The following is a 17,960-nucleotide window of genomic DNA, read 5'->3' as shown; positions in this document are numbered from 1 at the left end:
ATAGAAGAGACTAAAAATACAATTCAGAAATCTAAAATGAAGAAATCTCTACATGATCTTGAAGAGTTGTCGGAACAATATACAAAAAGAGAGTTTACAAAATCAATTCAGAATAAAATTTCTTTAAATCAACAAGCGATTATTGCTGAAATAAAAAAAGCTTCGCCTAGTAAGGGCATCATAAGAGATGAATTCAATCCAGTAGAAATTGCAACTGACTATGAAAGAAACGGCGCATCTTGTTTAAGTATCCTTACTGACAAGCCTTTTTTTAAAGGAGACATTGATTATCTTGATTTGATTAGAAAAGAAGTAGAGATTCCTCTTTTGAGGAAAGATTTCATTGTTGATGAATATCAGATTATCGAGACCAAGGCATTTGGAGCAGACTGTCTCCTTCTTATTGTCGCTGCTTTGGATAAATTTCAATTGAAAGACTTTTTTGATTATGCTTCTTCTATTAATTTAGATGTGCTAGTAGAAGTACATAACCTATATGAACTTGAAACTGCTTTAACCATCTCGCCAAATCTTCTCGGTATTAATAATAGAAATCTATCTACATTTGAAGTAAGCATTCAGAATTCTATAGACTTAAAAGATAATATCCCTGAAACGGTTACTTTAATTTCTGAGAGCGGGATTAACAATGCATCAGATTTAAAAATCCTTTCAGAAGCAGGAATTAATGGATTTTTAATTGGTGAGTTATTTATGAAACAAATTTCTCCTGGAAAAGCTTTAAAAGCGTTAATCTCAGAAAGTGTTTAATTGATTTTTCTTTGTCCAATATCAGAGCGATAAAAAGACCCTTGCCAATTTATTTTTCTTACAGCTGCGTATGCTAAATCTATGGCTTTATCTAGTTCCTCCGCTTTAGAAGTTATGCATAATACTCTGCCACCATTGGTATAAATTTTTCCATCTTTAGATTTTGTACCGCAATGAAAAATTTTTAGATTATCGTTATCCTTTGGGATCCCATTTATTTCATAGCCTTTTTTATAATTTTCTGGGTACCCACCTGAAGCGAGAACAACTCCTACGGAAACTTTTTTCTCCCATTCTATTGCGAAGTCATTTAGTTTTTTTTCACATGCTTTGTAACACATTTCTAGAAAATCACTTTTCATTCTCATGAGAATTGGTTGGGTTTCAGGATCTCCAAATCTGCAGTTGTACTCTAAAACTTTTATTTTATTTTTATCTATCATTAAACCTGCATAAAGAAATCCTTTGTAGGTTATCCCTCTTTTTTTCAGCTCTTCCAAAGTGGGTTTGATAATAGATTCAAGAATTTCTTCATTCATTTCTTCATTAATTAAATTTGTAGGAGAATATGCTCCCATACCACCAGTATTAGGACCTCTGTCATTGTCATCCCTTTGTTTATGATCTTGTGAAGTAGCAAGCGGAATTATATTGTCTCCATCAGTTAGAACTATAAAGCTTGCTTCGTCTCCAGTCAGGAATTCCTCGATAATTATTTTTGAACCTGCGCTTCCTAATTTTTTATCTAACATGAAAGATGTAATTGCCTTTTTAGCTTCATTTTTACTAAAAGCCACAACGACACCTTTTCCTGCGGCAAGACCGTCTGCTTTGATAACTATTGGTATTTTTTGATGATCTAAGTAATCCAGAGCAGTTTCAGCCGTGTCAAATTCTGCATAATTTGCAGTTGGGATATTAGCTGCGACAAGTACTTCTTTCATAAAATTTTTTGATCCTTCTAATCTTGCTCCTTTTGAGCAAGGTCCCAAACAAAATAAGCCTTCTTCCTCGAATCGATCGACTATTCCTGAAACCAATGGATTTTCAGGTCCAACTATTGTGAGATCAATTTTTTTTTCTTTAGCAAATGACAAAAGAGAATCGATATCGTCAACTTCAATATCTATATTTTTTATTTTTTCCTCTCTTTCTGTTCCTGCATTACCAGGAGCGATAAATACTATGTTAGCTAATTTACTTTGTGAGATTTTCCATGCTATCGCATGTTCTCTCCCTCCAGAACCAATTACCAGAACATCCATCTAATGTCTGAAGTGTCTCATTCCAGTAAAAATCATTATCATATTGTTTTCGTCTGCGGCCTGGATAACCTCTTCGTCTCTTATTGAACCTCCAGGTTGAATTATGCTAGTAATTCCATTTTTAGCAGCTTCATCAATACTGTCTCTAAAAGGAAAAAATGCGTCAGATGCCATGCAGGAATCCTTTAAATTCAAATTTGCTTTTTTGGCCTTGCTCACGGCGATTTCTGCGCTGTCTATCCTACTCATCTGTCCAGCTCCAATTCCCAAAGTCTGCTTATCTTTTGCATACACGATGGCATTTGATTTTACGTATTTACAAACTTTCCAGGCGAATATTGAATTGTCAATTTCAGTTTCGTTAGCTTTTCTTTTCGATACAATTTTTAAATCTTTAATACCAATTTCACCGATATCGATGCTTTGCAAAAGTAGACCTGAATTAACTGAATGATATCTAATACCGCTTGTACTTTTTTTTAAATTTTTTACTTCGAGAAGACGAATATTTTTCTTATCATTAAATGCTTTTAAAGCTTCAGGTGAGAAACTTGGAGCAGCTACAACCTCGACGAACTGATTTTCTTTTATAAACAAGGCGGTGGGTTCGTCCATCTCATTATTGAAGGCTATTATTCCTCCAAAAGCCGATGTGGGATCACAGGCAAAAGCTTTCTTATAAGCGCTTAAATTTTCTTTTGAAGAGGCGACGCCGCAAGGATTAGCATGTTTTACTATTACACAAGTTGGTAGGGAAAAATTACTTACACATTCAATTGCTGCATCTGTATCAGCAATATTGTTATAGGAAAGCTCTTTTCCTTGGATTTGATTTGAAGAAGATATTCCGCTTGATTCGGTTTTTGAATCTTCATAAAAAGCAGCAATTTGATGAGGATTTTCACCATACCTTAGATCACTGATTTTTTTATATTTATCAAAAATTAAATCTGGAAAGTTTTCCTTCTTATTAGGACTAAAATACTTAGAAATGGCCAGGTCATATTTTGAAATTTTATCGAAAGCCTTACGCGCTAATTCAGATCTAGTCTTGTAATTTACTTCATTATCTTTACTAAATTCATCAATGAAATCAGGGTAGTCTTCAGGCGATGAAAGTACTGTTACGTAATAAAAGTTTTTTGCAGCAGCTCTTATTATGGTTGGACCTCCAATATCTATATTCTCAATAGTTTCTTCTATTGAAACTCTTTTCTTAACTGTTTCTTCAAAGGGATAAAGGTTAATCACTACTAAATCAATTTCTTCAATAAAGTTTTCTTTAACTTCATCTAAATCTTTTTCTCTTCTAGATAATATTCCCGCATGTATTTTTGGATGAAGAGTTTTTACTCTTCCTTCCATCATTTCAGGAGAGCCAGTAAAATCTGAAACCTCTTTTACTTTAATACCTGCATCTGCCAGGTGTTTTAGCGTTCCTCCAGTAGATATTATTTCTACGCCTCCATTTTCAAGAGATTTAGCTAATTCGGTTATTCCTGATTTATCTGAAACACTTAATAAAGCACGTTTTATTTTTACCGAAGTGTTCTTGGACATAATTAAATGAGTTTGTGAAATTTTAATTTAGTTCTTAGCGTGCCCCTATTTATTCCAAGCATTTTACAAGCTTCTGATTGATTCCAATTGCAATGAATCATAACTTCTTCTAACAGTGGTTTTTCCACTTCTTTCATAACCATTTCGAATACGTCTTTAGGTTTATTTCCATCAAGATTTTTGAAGTATCTTCTCATTGAAAGACCTACTTGATATTTGAGAGTTTTCTTTTCTTCGTTCAATGGTTCTTTCAGTTTATTTTTGAAGACAATTCACTTCCTAAATTTGTTAAATGAATTTCGTCTTCGGACTTATTTAATTTCGTTATTGAGCAATTATCTGGATAAAAACAAACCATAGATTCATCCTTTTTCACATAACCTACTATAGTATTTATCACCATGAAATGGGAAAAAATAACCGTAGGATTTTCAATTTGCCATATTTTGTTAATTATATTTTTTCTCCATTCTGCTTGAGGTTTTTTTAAATTCGATATTTTTTTATTAAAAATTTCTCTTAACCAAGTTTGTCTATCTTTTAAAGAAATTCCTGGAGAGGGTATCTCAGCAAACGAGGAGTTTATAACTAGATTTCCCTTAAGTTTTTCTTTAAGTTTTGATCCTGTCTCGATAGCTCTTTTGAGAGGACTTGAGACAAGTTCATACTTATCTATTTCGTTAATATTCAATAGCAAATTAGCGCATTCTTCGGCTTGGCGTTTTCCTAATTCACTTAATCCAGGATCGGTAGATTCTTGCCAAGAAGCCGATGCTTCTCCATGTCTCACTAATATTATTTCTGTCATAGTGTAATTTTAATCAAGATTAGGAATAATAACTGAATGAGGATACCCAGGATATATTATCCACAAAATATTAAGTCTAATTCTTTGATTAATTTAAGCCTTGCGTCATCAAATCATTTGAAAGTTGTGAGACTAAAAGAAGGGCATCAAGTTGAAATCTTTAATGGCAGGGGATGTGTAACTTCAGGAGAAATTCAAAATATAAAAAAAAATTTTATTACTATTAAATTGAGTGGAATCATAAAAAAAGACAACCCTCCCTCTTTTAAAGTGAATCTAGGAGTTTCGCATGTAAAAAATTTCGATAAAATCGTAAAAGATTCATCTCAGCTTGGAGTTAATTCGCTAACGTCTTTTATATGCGATAGAACGAAACTAAGAGATTTTAAAAAAGAAAAATTTCATCGATGGGGCTTAATTTCAGCCAGCTCTTGCGAGCAGTCCGGGTTAAATTGGATTCCAAAAATTTCCCAAATGCAATTAAAAGACTGGATAGAGACTTCAGATTTTGAATCTAAATTTTATTTAGATCCTAAAGCAGAATTGAGTATGAAAGACATAAAAATTACTCCCTCCATAGATATAGGTATTGGTCCAGAGGGCGGATTTACTGCATTAGAAAAAAAACTATTTGAAGAAAATGGCTTTATCGGAATAAATTGCGGCGATTTGATTATCAAAACAGAATCCATGCCAATAGTAGTATTATCTATGTTAAAAATTTTAAAAGAGGTGTCTTAAATGTTTAAGGTAGGAGTAGTTATGAATCCTATTTCAGAAATAAATTATTTTAAGGATTCGACCTTGCTATTAATGATTGAGTTACAAGAGCAGGGACATGAACTCTTCTATATAGATCACAGGAATTTATTCTTTTCCAATCAAACGCCTATGGCATTGATTCAAAGAGCAGAAGTCTACATGAATCAAGATAAATGGTACTCATTAGGTGAAGAAGAAAAAATTTCTTTAGATACTTTAGACACTGTACTTATGAGACAAGATCCTCCGTTTGATATGAACTTTATTAACAATACATACGTATTAGAATCAGCAGAAAAAAACGGCCTTGCGGTCATTAATAGCCCGTCAAGTTTGAGAACTTACAATGAAAAACTCTCCATTCTAAATTATCCTAAATTGATTACAGACACATTAGTAACTGCAAATAAAAAGATAATGGAAGAATTTGTAATGATGCATAAAAAAACTGTCATAAAACCTCTCGGCCTAATGGGGGGTAATGGTGTGCAAAAAATTACTTCTGAAAATTATCAAGAAGTATTAAAAAATGTCTCTGACAATAATCAAGAAATGTTTATGATGCAGAAATTTATTGATGACGTTTATTCTGGAGATAGAAGAATTTTAGTCATCAATGGCGAGCCTCCTAATTCTGTTGTTCTTAGAAAACCACCAGAAGGAGATTTCAGAGGAAATTTAGCCATTGGAGGGAAAGCCTTCACTGAGCTATTGAATGATAGAGATAAAGAAATTGTTGATTCTTTGAGAAAAGATCTGATTAGAGAACGCATTTATATTGCAGGCTTAGATGTTGTTGGAGGATTTTTAACTGAAATAAACATTACTTGTCCAACTTGTTTTAGAGAATTGATGGATCAAACGGGAGAGAATTTAGCTAAAATCTTCGTGAATCAATTAAAAGATATCAAAAAATGAAATTGAAAATTTATGTTTTCCTTTTTATCTCTTTTAGTCTTCATTCTTTTTTCATAATTGGTTTGAGTTTTGTCCCAAATCAAAAAATAATTGAAGAGAATATTGTAAGTGTGAATTTAAACTTCTCTGAGTACAAAGAATTTGATCAAGCTCCAAAATTTGAAATAACAAAACTTGGCAACAGTTTTGAAGAATTAAAAGAAGGCCAACTTGCAAAAAAACTTTTGACAAAAAATGAAATCAACAAGGCTGCAAATTTATACGTAAGCGCTTGGCAACGACAAATTGAAAGCATAGGGAATACTGCATTTAAAAAATATTTTACTCAAAATGAATTTGTTTCTTTAAGACTTTCGGCAACATTAAATTCACAAGGTGAATTAATAAATTACACTCTTTTAAAATCTTCAGGAAATAAATCTCTAGATAATGTAGCCATAGAAATTTTAGAAATGGCATCACCTTTTTTACCTTTCGATGCTTCAATGAAAGAATTTTCTGAAATTACTATTGTACGGGATTGGAATTTTGGGATGCCTAAAACGTGACTTTAAAAATTCTCAGCATTGATTATGGAATAAAACATGTTGGCTTTGCCATAGGTAACTCAATTTCTAAGTCCTCAAATACTTTTTTTTCATTCTCTTACAAAGGGAAGATTAAACTTTTGAAAAAAATTATCGAGATTTGTGATGAGTGGGGTATTAACAGGATAGTATTTGGTATGCCTTACAATATCGACGGAACAATGAACAAGATGTGCAAAGAGATAGAAAAATTTTCAAAAAAATTAGCTTTAGAAATAGATATTGAAATTTTTTTTCAAGATGAAACTTTGACTTCTATGGAATATAAAATAGACAAAAGAAATAATAATTTGTTCCTTCCTGAAGATTCGCATGGATATGCAGCAAAATTAACTTTAGAATCTTATTTAAGAGAACAACTTTAAATGGCAGGTTTTTTACCAGACAATTTTATCCAAAGGGTACTAGACGAGACAGATATAGTTTCTTTAATTGACTCTTTTGTTCCACTTCAAAAGAAAGGTAAAGATCATTGGTCTCTTTGCCCTTTCTGTGAAGATGGCAATAATCCTTCCTTCAGCGTCAGCTCGCAAAAACAATTTTATTATTGTTTTAGATGCAGAGCTTCAGGCAACGCAATAGGATTTTTGATGAATTATCAATCAAAAGAGTTTTTAGATGCGGTAGAAACTTTGGCGACTAATGCTGGTTTAGAACTTCCTCAGAGGGTTCAAGGTGAGTCTTTTGAAAAATATAAAAAAATAGTTGAAGCGAATTTAATTTCAAAGGATTTCTATGTAAAACAAATTTCAGATCACCCTGGGGGACCTTTAATCAAAGAATATTTGAATAAAAGAGGAATTAGCGATGAGGTAATACATGATTTTGAGCTGGGCTTTTCTCCACCAGGGTGGGCAAACTTGCACGATTATTTTTTAAAAATTGACAAAAAAGATTTTATTAAAAATGAAGTTGGTTTATTTAAAAAAAATGATAATAACAAAATTTACGATACATTCCGAAATAGAATTATTTTTCCAATAAAATCAAAAAAAGGTCATGTGATAGGTTTTGGCGGAAGAGTAATTGAAGATGAAATGCCCAAATATTTAAATTCTGCAGAAACAGAAGTTTTCAAGAAGGGAAAAGAGCTTTATGGATTGCATGAGGTGCTAAATAAAAATAGGAATTTAAAAAGAATGGTCGTAGTTGAGGGCTACACAGATGTATTGTCACTATTTTCAAACGATATTTCCTATGCAGTTGCTACTCTAGGAATAGCGACTAGCAAGAATCATCTTGAAAAATTATTCAGTCATGTTGATGAAGTGATCTTTTGCTTTGATGGAGATGAAGCTGGCATGAAGGCAGCTGAATCTGCTATGAAGATCGCTTTGCCAATCATAAAAGACGGCAGAATATTAAAATTTTTATTTCTGCCAGATTCCGAAGATCCTTCAAGTTTGTTAGAAAAGGAAGGGAAAGAACAATTTGAAAAAAGAATAGATTCATCAAAAGTTTTATCTGAATATTTATTTGAAATCATTTTGAATAAATATGATGAAACACTTGAAAATAAAGCTGCGGCAGCAAAAGAATTTCTGGGTTTAATTTCTTCAATGCCTTCAAGTAACTATAAAAACATTTTAATTCAGGAATTTTCAAAAAAAGTAAATATTAGTCTTGAGAACGAAGGAAAAAATTTAATTGATAAGAAAAAGGTAAAAATTACAAAAGAAAAACAAAATGATCTTGAGTTAGACAAGGTTACAAAAAGTATCATCAAAACACTTATTGATAACCCAGAAATGGGCCATCTAGAGGAATTAAATGTCCTGTTAGATTCTAAAGATGAATTCGTTTCAAAATTTATAAACTTTTTAAGATCTAAAGAAAAGCCAACATTTCCGATGATTCTTCATGCTTTTGAATCAGAAAAAAGTTTTTTAATTAATCTAACGGAAGATAGGAATTTAATCTCTCCGGATTCAGCAAGAGAATACATAATCCAAGCTGTAAACTTTTTACAAAAAAATAACAAAACTAGCTTCCTGGAAAGTCTGAAGACTAAGCATTTTGAAGGTAATATGAAAGAAAGAGAAAAAATAGAACTTAAGAAAATTTTGTTGGAAAATTTTGAGAATTTAGATGAAACTGAAATCAAAATTTTAAGAGAGATATAGATAATTTTGATAATTTTTTTTGGTTTTAAGATATAATTCCATACTTTTTTTGAGGTTAATAAATACATGTACGATGAAGACATTGAAAATAATGGACTGAGAGAATTAATTGAAAAAGGTAGAGAACAAGGATTCATAACTTTTGCAGACATAAATGATTTTCTCCCTGAAGATGTTTCAGATCCAGATCAATTAGATGAAGTAATTCAAACCATTAACGACTTAGGTTTGCAGGTAGTTGAAAACGCTCCGGAGGAAGGATCTGAGGCTATGGAAGCCATTAGTCAACCAGTGGCTCCTGAACCTACTGAAAATGAAATGGGAGCCATCGAATCTGAAGTTGGCAGAACTACTGATCCTGTAAGGCTGTACATGAGAGAAATGGGATCCGTAGACTTGCTGACCAGAGAAGGTGAAATTGTCATTGCAAAAAGCATAGAGGAGGGAGCCCGAGATTTACTTCATTCTTGTGCACAATTTCCTGGAATTATAGAAGAGTTTCTCCTTGAATACGCTTTAATCAAAAAAGAAGACAAACGAATTTCTGATCTCATTGTTGGATTTATGGATGAAGAGGAAGAAGTCTTGCCTGGACCTCAGGCGGGACAAAATGGTGACATTAATGAAAATGAAGAAGATGAAGAAGCTGCTGGAATTGATTTACAAGAACTTGAAAAACGTTTGTCATCACTGAAAAGGCAATTTAATAAAACCGAGAAAATCATTGACCAAAAAGGTAGAGACAACGAAGCAGCAGCAAAAGAATTAGAAAAGCTTGGCAATATTTTTAAATTCCTAAAATTATCTCCTAAAAGGTTTGAAGTCATTTCACTTAGACCAAGATTGTTGGCAAGAAAGATCAGAGGCATTGAAAAAGACATTTACAACTTATGTGTTCAAAAAAGCAAAATGCCTAGAAAAGAGTTTCTTGATATTTTTAGGGAAAACGAAACCAATCTTAAGTTTTTAGATCCAATTTTTAAGAGTAAAAAAAATTACGTTGGAGAGCTCAATGATCACGTAGATGATATCAAGTCATTACAAAATAAAATTAAAAACATTGAAGATGAAATTGGACTTTCGGTTGCTGAAATAAAATCTTTGGCTTCTAAAATGACAAAAGGAGAAACAAAGATTAGAAGGGCTAAGAAAGACATGATCGAAGCAAACTTAAGACTTGTAATTTCAATTGCTAAAAAATATACCAACCGAGGATTACAATTTTTGGATTTAATTCAAGAAGGAAATATCGGGTTAATGAAAGCAGTAGATAAATTCGAATATCGAAGAGGGTACAAATTTTCAACTTATGCCACTTGGTGGATCCGACAAGCAATTACAAGATCAATTGCTGATCAGGCAAGAACAATAAGAATACCGGTGCACATGATTGAAACGATAAATAAATTAAATAGAATTTCTCGACAGATGCTTCAAGAAAATGGCAGAGAACCAACACCAGAAGAACTTAGCGAAAAGATGGACATGCCAGAAGACAAAATTAGGAAAGTACTGAAAATTGCAAAAGAACCTATATCAACTGAGACGCCAATAGGCGATGAAGACGATACAACATTAGGAGATTTTATCGAAGATCCATTATTAGATTCACCCATAGATTCCGCGACAGAATTTAACTTAATAGAGGCAACAGGTGGAGTTTTAGGAAGCTTGACTGCCAGGGAAGCAAAAGTTTTAAGAATGAGATTTGGGATCGGTATGAACACGGACCATACTCTAGAAGAAGTTGGCAAACAATTCGATGTCACTCGAGAAAGAATTCGACAAATTGAAGCAAAAGCTCTAAGAAAATTAAGACACCCATCAAGATCCGGACACCTCAAAGGATTTTTAGACGAATAGTCTTGAGGGCCTGTAGCTCAGTTGGTTAGAGCAGCGGACTCATAATCCGTTGGTCGGAGGTTCGAGTCCTCCCGGGCCCACCAAAAAAAATTGCTTTTTTAATGAGAACTATTATCATCTCGTTTTTATGAATGAATTCATCATCGTCTTTAGAGAAACTCTTGAAGCTTCATTAATTGTTGGAATAATTTACGTTTTTTTAGCTAAGCAGAATATTAGTGGAGCTATAGCCAAGCTGTGGTTTGGAGTAATCGCCTCACTTATTGCAAGTCTCATCGTAGCTTATTTTGTCATATTAGGAAGAGAAGCCATTGGTAATGATTCTCTTAAAGCCTTGTTCGAAGCTATTTTTATGTTTATTACCGCTGGACTAATTTGGTATGTAATTTTTTGGTTGTCTAAACACGTTAGTAGCAGAAACGCTTTGGAGGGACAAACAGAAGCTGCTTTGACCTCTACATGGGGAGTTTTCTTTGTAGTCTTTTTCTCCATTCTTAGAGAAGGTTTTGAAACTGTAGTGTTTCTTATCGGAAGCTTTTCTTTGACTGGAAGCTTTTCTTACTTGGGCTTTTTCTTAGGGATGTCTCTTGCTATTGCCATAAGTTACTTGATCGTAGTTCAAGGGAAAAGATTTGACATAAGACAATTCTTCAAAGCGACTACACTTTTACTAGTATTGTTAGCTTCGGGGATGGTTGCTTATGGAACTCACGAAATCGAAAGTTATTTGGCTAAATCAGATCAGTTGTCGTTAGTTGGGTATGAATCTAAATCAGATATCTCAAGGCCATGGAATATCCTTGAGCCTAAATCTGAATTATCTGAGCAGGATCAAAGCTGGCTTTACACTTACGACATTAAAGGTGAAGGCAAATATACTCATTTATTTCATGACTCAGGAAGGGTAGGGGCTTTTTTAAAAGGATTCTTTGGATACAATAGTAATCCTAATTATTATGAATTGATCCTGTGGTTCATTTCCTTGGTTTTTGGTTTATACACCTGGCGCAAATTTTATCCAGCCTCAACTTAATCAGTTAGTACCTTTTTTAACACTGTACCTTTATAACTAAGGGTAATAAGTATATATAAAATGATAATCATTCTCATTATCATTTGTATTAATAATGAGAATCATTATCATCTACAGAACTAGAAAATTAGAGGAATTTTCTTATGAAAAAAATAATCATTACAAGCTTATTAGTAACATTTGGTATTCTTGCTTCTTTAAGCTTATTTGCTCAGGAAGAGGAATTGGTCGTAAAAGGTAACGTACTTTATTCTGATCAAGTTAATGCATTAAAAACTCCAGTACCCGTAATCAATGTACCTGTTTCGGTATCCATCATTACAGACGACGAGATCGCAAGACGTGGTTTCACCGAATTAGGAGACTTAGTTAGATACACGCCTGGTGTAAACACTTCTCAAGGAGAAGGGCATAGAGATGCAATTGTTTTTCGTGGTAATAGGTCGACAGCAGATTTTTTTCAAGATGGTGTTAGAGACGACGTTCAATACTACCGTTCTTTATATAACGTAGAACAAGTAGAAATACTCAGAGGGCCTAATGCTTTACTATTTGGTCGCGGTGGAACGGGCGGCGTTGTAAACAGAGTTTCCAAAAAAGGAGTATTAGGAGAGACCTTTGGATCTTTTGCTATCGGCTCTAATACCTTTGGTGCTTATGATTTTACTGCAGATTATAATATTTCAATTAACGAAAATAGATCTCTTCGAATAATGATGCACAGAGACTATCTAGATAATCACAGAGATTATTATGAAGGAGACCGCGCAGGTTTTAATCCAACCTTAAAAGTTAAACTTGATGATTCGACTGTTCTTGATGTTTCTTACGAGTATGCCGATCATGAAAGATTTATTGACCGTGGAATACCTACTGCAAATGGAGAACCTGTAGAAGCATTGGTTGATATAGTCTTTGGTTATCCTGAAGTAAACACTACTACTTTGACAGCTGACATTCTAAGAGCTTCTCTAACAAGAGATTTTTCGGATACTTCAAAATTAATCTTTACCGCTACTAAAAGTGAATTCGAGAAAATGTATCAAAATTTATATGCAGCCGGATATGATGCTGCAGCAGGAGAAGTTGCTTTAGATGGTTACTTGGATCCAACCTCGAGAGATAATTTAATTTTCTCATTAAACTTTGTAAACGAGTTTGAAACTGGTTCTGCAACACATACTTTATTAGTAGGAGCAGAAATAGTTGATACTGACAATGCTAATCATAGGTTCAACACATACTTTACTAATGCTGGAGCTGCTCCTCTTGCCAATGATCCTTCAGGTATTTATCCAACAGGAAATAAGCAAGCTCCAAAGTATGATAGAGAAACTTTCCTAATTTCTGATATCAGAACAGGAGTTTTTAACAAAGATGAAGCTGGAGCCGCAGTAACTCTTGATTTTACTTCAAGTTTAAGCAGCAGAACTACAACAGAATATGAAGTCACTTCTATTTTTATTCAAGACCAAATAGACTTTTCTGATAGTTTAAAACTTCTTATAGGTGGTCGTTATGATGATTACGAAATTTCTGTAACCGACATCAAAGCTTCTAATACGGTGTATACCAAAACTGAGGACTTATTTTCACCAAGAGCAGGGATAATATTTAAACCTCAAGAAAATACTTCGGTTTATTTAAGTTATAGCGATACCTTTTCACCTAAAGCTGGAGAACAGTACAAAAAAATGACTAACGATTCTACACTTGGGAGAGTTTTGGATGCAGATGAAGTTGAAAATATGGAAATTGGTTTAAAAGTCGCTTTATCTGATGATTTATTTTTAACCGCAGCGTATTTCGATGCAGAAAGCACTCAAATGAAATCTAGAACCGTTGATGGTGTAGATGAACAATATGGAATGGTTAACAAAGAAGTTGATGGTTATGAAATTGAATTGTCAGGAAGTATTTCTGATCAACTTGAGTTATCAATGAGTTATGCTGATTTTGAAGCAGCCAATGAAGAGCAAAGTAGAGAAATACCTGACTATACTTTTACTGCTTTTGCCAATTATCAAGTCAACCCTGATTTTGCCATAGGTTTTGGTGTAACTTCACAAGGCGATTCACAAATTGGTACTTCAGCATCACCATATTTGCCTAGCTATACTAGAGTTGATGTGTCTGTATTCTATCAATTAGCCGAAGATCTTACTATTCAAGCGAACATTGAGAACCTTACTGATGAGACCTACTTCCCTCATTCCCATTCAACACATCAAGCGTCTGTTGGTGAAGAAATGAATGCAAGAGTATCAATTAGGAGAACTTTTTAAAGAATATGATTTGTGTACCCTCATAAATAATAGGACTTACATTTATTATTTATAAACTCACCATAAATAGCGCAAATCATTTAGGACCCAGGTTAGCAGAGATCCTGGGTTCTTCTTTAAAAATTAATTAATATATTTTAGAAACCTTAGATTCTACTTTATTGGATACTTTTGGAAGCCTTTTTAGATTTAAACCACTCCATACCTTATCTAAAGATCGAACAAAGCTCTCTACATCTGAGGCCGAGTGCTTTGGTGTAATTGTGACCCTAAATCTTTCATCACCTTTAGGAACGGTTGGATAAAATATTGGTTGAATATATATTCCATGCTCTTCAATTAAAACATTAGCGGCTTGTTTACATAATTCAGGTTCATATAGATGGATAGGAATTATGTGACTATCGTTTGCAAGAAAAGGTATCTCATATTCTGTAAGACCTTCTCTTATTAAATCGGAGTTTGCTCTTATATTAGCTCTCAAGATATCCGCTTTTTTAGCTATTTTGATCGCCTGAATTGATGCGGCAGCAATGCTTGGGTTTGCTGAAGAAGTAAATATGAATCCTGGTGCAAAACTTCTAATGAAATCAATAATGTCTAAATTTGCCGCGATATAACCGCCCATTTGGCCAAAAGCTTTTGATAAGGTGCCATTGATGATGTCTATATCATCAGAAACATTTAATTCAGCAGCGATTCCTCTTCCTTCTGGCCCATAAAGACCAACTGAATGAACTTCATCCAAATAAGTAAGAGCATTATATTTTTTTGCGAGCCTAACAATTTCTTTAATTGGTGATCTCAAACCTTCCATAGAATATAAAGATTCAAAAACAATTAATTTCGGAGTATTGGCATTAGAAGTTTTCAAAAGTTCTTCTAGATGTTCTATGTCGTTGTGTTTGAAAACATGAGTGGTCACATTCGCATTTTTAATGCCTTGAATCATTGATGCATGATTTAATTCGTCTGAATAAACTTCACAGCCTTCAAGTTTTTTGCACAACGTCCACAAGGTGGATTGATTGGCTGTGTAAGCTGAAGGAAACAATAGAGCAGCTTCTTTGTTATGAAGTTCTGCTAGATCTGATTCTAAGTCTGCATGATAAGAGGAAGTGCCAGAAATATTTCTTGTTCCACCAGAACCCGTTCCAAGTTCTTTTACTACTTTAACTGATTCTAATATCACTAGGGGGTGCTGGCTAAGATTTAAATAGTCATTGCTGCACCAAACCTCTACTGCTCTTTCTTTGCCCTCAAATCTTTCAGTTGCTTTAGGAAAATTAACTTGATTACGGTTAATTTGTCTAAACTTTCTGTAAAGGCCTTGAGATTTAAGAGAGGTTAACTCGTCAGAGAAGTATTTTTTATAATTCATTTAAAAATAGAATAGCTTACATTTGGAGTATAAATGAAAGTACTAATTAATAGATATAAATTTTATAATTACACTCCTTATATATTAATAAGTTATATAAAAGATTATGAAAATAATTTCTAGAAAAAGTACTTTAGCAAAAATCCAAGCGAGATTGGTTGCAGATAAAATTAATACAAAGGTGGATGACTTCAAATTTGAATTAATTACAAAAGAAACTTCAGGAGATATTGATCTAATGACACCTTTGCACCAAATGCCTGATGCAGGAGTCTTTACAAACGATATTAGAGAGGAATTATTGAATTTAAATGCTGACATTGCAGTACATTCCTGGAAAGACTTGCCAGTTGAAATGTTGGAAGGCACAGAAATTTTCTCTACAATCGAGAGAGAGGATCCTAGAGATTTACTTTTTTTTAAAAGCTCTTCTATAAGAAAAAAAAATATTACTATTTTCACTTCTTCCCCCAGGAGAAAAGAAAATCTTTCCAATTTTCTTCCCTTTGCTCTTCCTTGGACACCTGAAGAAATAATTTTTAAAGACATAAGAGGAAACATTCAAACTCGTGTAAGAAAATTTTATAATTCTGACGACGATGGCTTGGTGATTGCCTTTGCTGCCCTTAAAAGACTTATAGAAGCTTCTGAATTCATGGATGAAGAACCCGATTTACTTGCTATTTTTAAAAAATTTAAATGGATGCTGCTTCCTCTTTCAGAAAACCCTTCAGCGCCCGCGCAAGGTGCTTTAGCAATCGAAGTCGCTTCTTCAAACGAAAGTGTGAAAAATACTTTAAAAAAAATTAAAAATGAGGATGTTTTTGAAACTGTTAATACAGAAAGGCAAATTTTAAAAAAATATGGTGGCGGCTGCCATCAAAAAATAGGCGTTACTGCTATTAATACTTCCAAGGGGCAGATGATTTACTTAAAGGGAGAAACAGAACAGGGTCTTAAATTATCTGAAACTTATTTCAAACCAAAACTTAAGTATCAAAATGAAATAAAGGAAGTATCTAGTTATTTCCCTTTAGAAGACTCGCCAAGCTTATATGAAAGGATTCCTTTTTCAGAAGATAAAATAAAATTATCTAAGTTAGAGAACTCCGGAATTTTTGTTAGTAGAGGAAATGCATTAGAAAACATTAACAATATTTCTGAATCAAACCTAATTTGGACGAGTGGGATTGAGACTTGGAAGAAGATAGCAAAAAAAGGAGTTTGGGTTAATGGATCTTCAGATAGTTTGGGCGAGAAAGAGAATCCTCCCATAGATATTTTTGACGAAACCAAATGGTACAAACTCTCTCATAAAGATGCTGAGGAAGATAAATTGTCCCTAATTTCAACGTACGAACTTATTCCAAAAGAAATGCCAGATAATATTGAGGAAAACTCACATTTTTACTGGATGAGCGCCAGTTCTTTTAAATTAGTTTTTGACAAATTTCCTTCGATAGAAACCGCAAACCATTCATGTGGAATTGGTAAAACTTTTGATGAAATAAACCAGTTAATACCTGGAAAAGTTTATCCTTATCAAAATTATCAAGATTGGCTAGAAAAAGTTAAGCTAGCAAAGTAAGATTGCGATCCAATAATTATGAAGGATATATTGAGATCATTTCCGAGTACAAGACTCAGGAGAACTCGCTCTAAAAAAGGATTAAGATCTTTGGTCGCTGAATCAAGAATTTCAGTAGATGATCTTATTCAACCTATTTTTATCAAAGAAAATCTTACAGGCCATGAAGGCATAGACTCGATGCCAGGCATAAATAGGCTTGGTTCAAATGTGATCGAAGAAGAAATCAAAAAAATAAGTGATTCTGGAATAAAGGCAGTCGCAGTATTTCCGGTAGTAGACGAAAAGAAAAAAAATAAAGAAGGGCAAGAGGCTTTAAATGAAAATAACTTTTTAAATATCTCTATTTCTAAAATAAAAGAATCTTTTCCAGACTTGATCGTTATCGCTGATGTTGCTTTAGATCCTTACACAGATCACGGCCATGATGGAGTATTAGGAAAGGACAATGATGTCGATAACGATTTGACTCTTAATGCGCTTGAAAAGCAAGCATTAGGGCTTGCTAAAGCTGGCGCTGACGTCATAGCGCCTTCAGATATGATGGACGGAAGAATCGGAGTTATCAGAAACTGTCTTGAAGAAAATAATTTTAAAAATACAGTAATTCTTTCTTACGCTGCAAAGTATAGTTCAAAATTTTATGGGCCATTCAAAGATGCTGTTGAATCTGCAAAGTATTTTGGTAAAAAAACTAAAGACACTTATCAGATGTCTCCTGCAAATAAATCCGAAGCCCTTCATGAAGTAGCTATGGATATCAACGAAGGAGCTGATATCGTTATGGTTAAACCTGGAATGCCTTATTTAGATATCATTTCAGCAGTCAAAGAAACTTTTAAAATACCTACTTTTGCCTATCAGGTAAGCGGTGAATATTCGATGCTAAAAGGCGCTATCGAAAAAGAATGGCTACCAAAAGAGGTTATGAAAGAAAGTTTGATTTCTTTTAAAAGGGCAGGAGCCGATTGCATCCTTACTTACGCTGCATTAGAAATAGCTGAAAATTTATAATT

16 protein-coding genes and 1 tRNA gene are annotated in these 17,960 nt (G+C 33.5%); 12 read left to right on the top strand and 5 right to left on the bottom strand.

From position 1 onward, the window contains the following. The first annotated feature begins 36 nt into the window (after nucleotides 1-36). Complete coding sequence (gene trpC, locus M9C82_05340) at nucleotides 37-771, top strand: indole-3-glycerol phosphate synthase TrpC (protein URQ73373.1); 735 nt, start codon at nucleotides 37-39, stop codon at nucleotides 769-771. Here the strand turns inward: trpC and purD are convergent. The 4 genes from purD to M9C82_05320 are packed head-to-tail and all read right to left on the bottom strand — an operon-like array spanning nucleotide 768 to nucleotide 4,404. Then, nucleotides 768-2,036 carry a phosphoribosylamine--glycine ligase gene (gene purD / locus M9C82_05335; protein URQ73372.1) on the bottom strand — a complete coding sequence of 423 codons (1,269 nt, stop codon included), beginning with the start codon at nucleotides 2,034-2,036 and terminating at the stop codon, nucleotides 768-770. The genes trpC and purD overlap by 4 nt on opposite strands. Further along, on the bottom strand, nucleotides 2,037-3,596 hold the full coding sequence (gene purH / locus M9C82_05330; GenBank protein URQ73371.1) for a bifunctional phosphoribosylaminoimidazolecarboxamide formyltransferase/IMP cyclohydrolase: 1,560 nt from the start codon (nucleotides 3,594-3,596) through the stop codon (nucleotides 2,037-2,039). A 2-nt stretch (nucleotides 3,597-3,598) separates the two neighbouring features. Next, complete coding sequence (locus tag M9C82_05325) at nucleotides 3,599-3,793, bottom strand: Fis family transcriptional regulator (GenBank protein URQ74130.1); 195 nt, start codon at nucleotides 3,791-3,793, stop codon at nucleotides 3,599-3,601. A 53-nt stretch (nucleotides 3,794-3,846) separates the two neighbouring features. After that, a complete protein-coding gene (locus M9C82_05320; protein URQ73370.1) occupies nucleotides 3,847-4,404 on the bottom strand; it encodes a phosphoglycerate mutase family protein in 558 nt (185 codons plus the stop codon). Nucleotides 4,405-4,440: 36 nt separating this feature from the next. Between M9C82_05320 and M9C82_05315 the strand changes: the two genes are divergently transcribed. From M9C82_05315 to M9C82_05275, 9 genes are all read left to right on the top strand, one after another. Then, complete coding sequence (locus M9C82_05315) at nucleotides 4,441-5,145, top strand: RsmE family RNA methyltransferase (protein ID URQ73369.1); 705 nt, start codon at nucleotides 4,441-4,443, stop codon at nucleotides 5,143-5,145. After that, nucleotides 5,146-6,084, top strand: coding sequence for a glutathione synthase (gshB, locus tag M9C82_05310; protein ID URQ73368.1), 939 nt, complete (start codon nucleotides 5,146-5,148; stop codon nucleotides 6,082-6,084). Next, nucleotides 6,081-6,632 (top strand): TonB C-terminal domain-containing protein, encoded by a 552-nt coding sequence (locus tag M9C82_05305; protein URQ73367.1) that lies wholly within the window; start codon nucleotides 6,081-6,083, stop codon nucleotides 6,630-6,632. Before gshB ends, M9C82_05305 begins: the two co-directional genes overlap by 4 nt. Beyond that, nucleotides 6,629-7,036, top strand: a complete 408-nt coding sequence (gene ruvX, locus M9C82_05300; protein URQ73366.1) for a Holliday junction resolvase RuvX — start codon at nucleotides 6,629-6,631, stop codon at nucleotides 7,034-7,036. The genes M9C82_05305 and ruvX overlap by 4 nt, the downstream gene beginning before the upstream one ends. Next, entirely contained in the window at nucleotides 7,037-8,794 is a 1,758-nt protein-coding gene (dnaG, locus tag M9C82_05295; protein ID URQ73365.1) for a DNA primase, read from the top strand. A 66-nt stretch (nucleotides 8,795-8,860) separates the two neighbouring features. Beyond that, a complete protein-coding gene (rpoD, locus tag M9C82_05290) occupies nucleotides 8,861-10,657 on the top strand; it encodes an RNA polymerase sigma factor RpoD (GenBank protein URQ73364.1) in 1,797 nt (598 codons plus the stop codon). A gap of 6 nt (nucleotides 10,658-10,663) precedes the next feature. After that, nucleotides 10,664-10,740 (top strand) — tRNA-Ile (locus M9C82_05285). 44 nt (nucleotides 10,741-10,784) lie between these two features. After that, complete coding sequence (locus M9C82_05280) at nucleotides 10,785-11,690, top strand: FTR1 family protein (protein URQ73363.1); 906 nt, start codon at nucleotides 10,785-10,787, stop codon at nucleotides 11,688-11,690. Nucleotides 11,691-11,833: 143 nt separating this feature from the next. Then, nucleotides 11,834-13,975, top strand: a complete 2,142-nt coding sequence (locus tag M9C82_05275; GenBank protein ID URQ73362.1) for a TonB-dependent siderophore receptor — start codon at nucleotides 11,834-11,836, stop codon at nucleotides 13,973-13,975. 127 nt (nucleotides 13,976-14,102) lie between these two features. Here the strand turns inward: M9C82_05275 and hemA are convergent, their stop codons facing one another. Next, a complete protein-coding gene (gene hemA, locus M9C82_05270) occupies nucleotides 14,103-15,356 on the bottom strand; it encodes a 5-aminolevulinate synthase (protein URQ73361.1) in 1,254 nt (417 codons plus the stop codon). Nucleotides 15,357-15,462: 106 nt separating this feature from the next. Between hemA and hemC the strand changes: the two genes are divergently transcribed. Together hemC and hemB are read left to right on the top strand one after the other, a co-directional pair. Then, nucleotides 15,463-16,944: a hydroxymethylbilane synthase gene (gene hemC, locus M9C82_05265; protein URQ73360.1), complete on the top strand. Its 1,482-nt coding sequence runs from the start codon at nucleotides 15,463-15,465 to the stop codon at nucleotides 16,942-16,944. Nucleotides 16,945-16,962: 18 nt separating this feature from the next. Then, nucleotides 16,963-17,958, top strand: coding sequence for a porphobilinogen synthase (gene hemB / locus M9C82_05260; protein URQ73359.1), 996 nt, complete (start codon nucleotides 16,963-16,965; stop codon nucleotides 17,956-17,958). The last annotated feature ends 2 nt before the right edge of the window (nucleotides 17,959-17,960 follow it).

Source organism: SAR86 cluster bacterium, assembly GCA_023703675.1.
Classification (GTDB): Bacteria; Pseudomonadota; Gammaproteobacteria; order Magnimaribacterales; family AG-339-G14; genus AG-339-G14.
The sequence above is the reverse complement of the archived record's forward strand: the minus strand, read 5'-3'. Positions and strand labels throughout refer to the sequence as shown.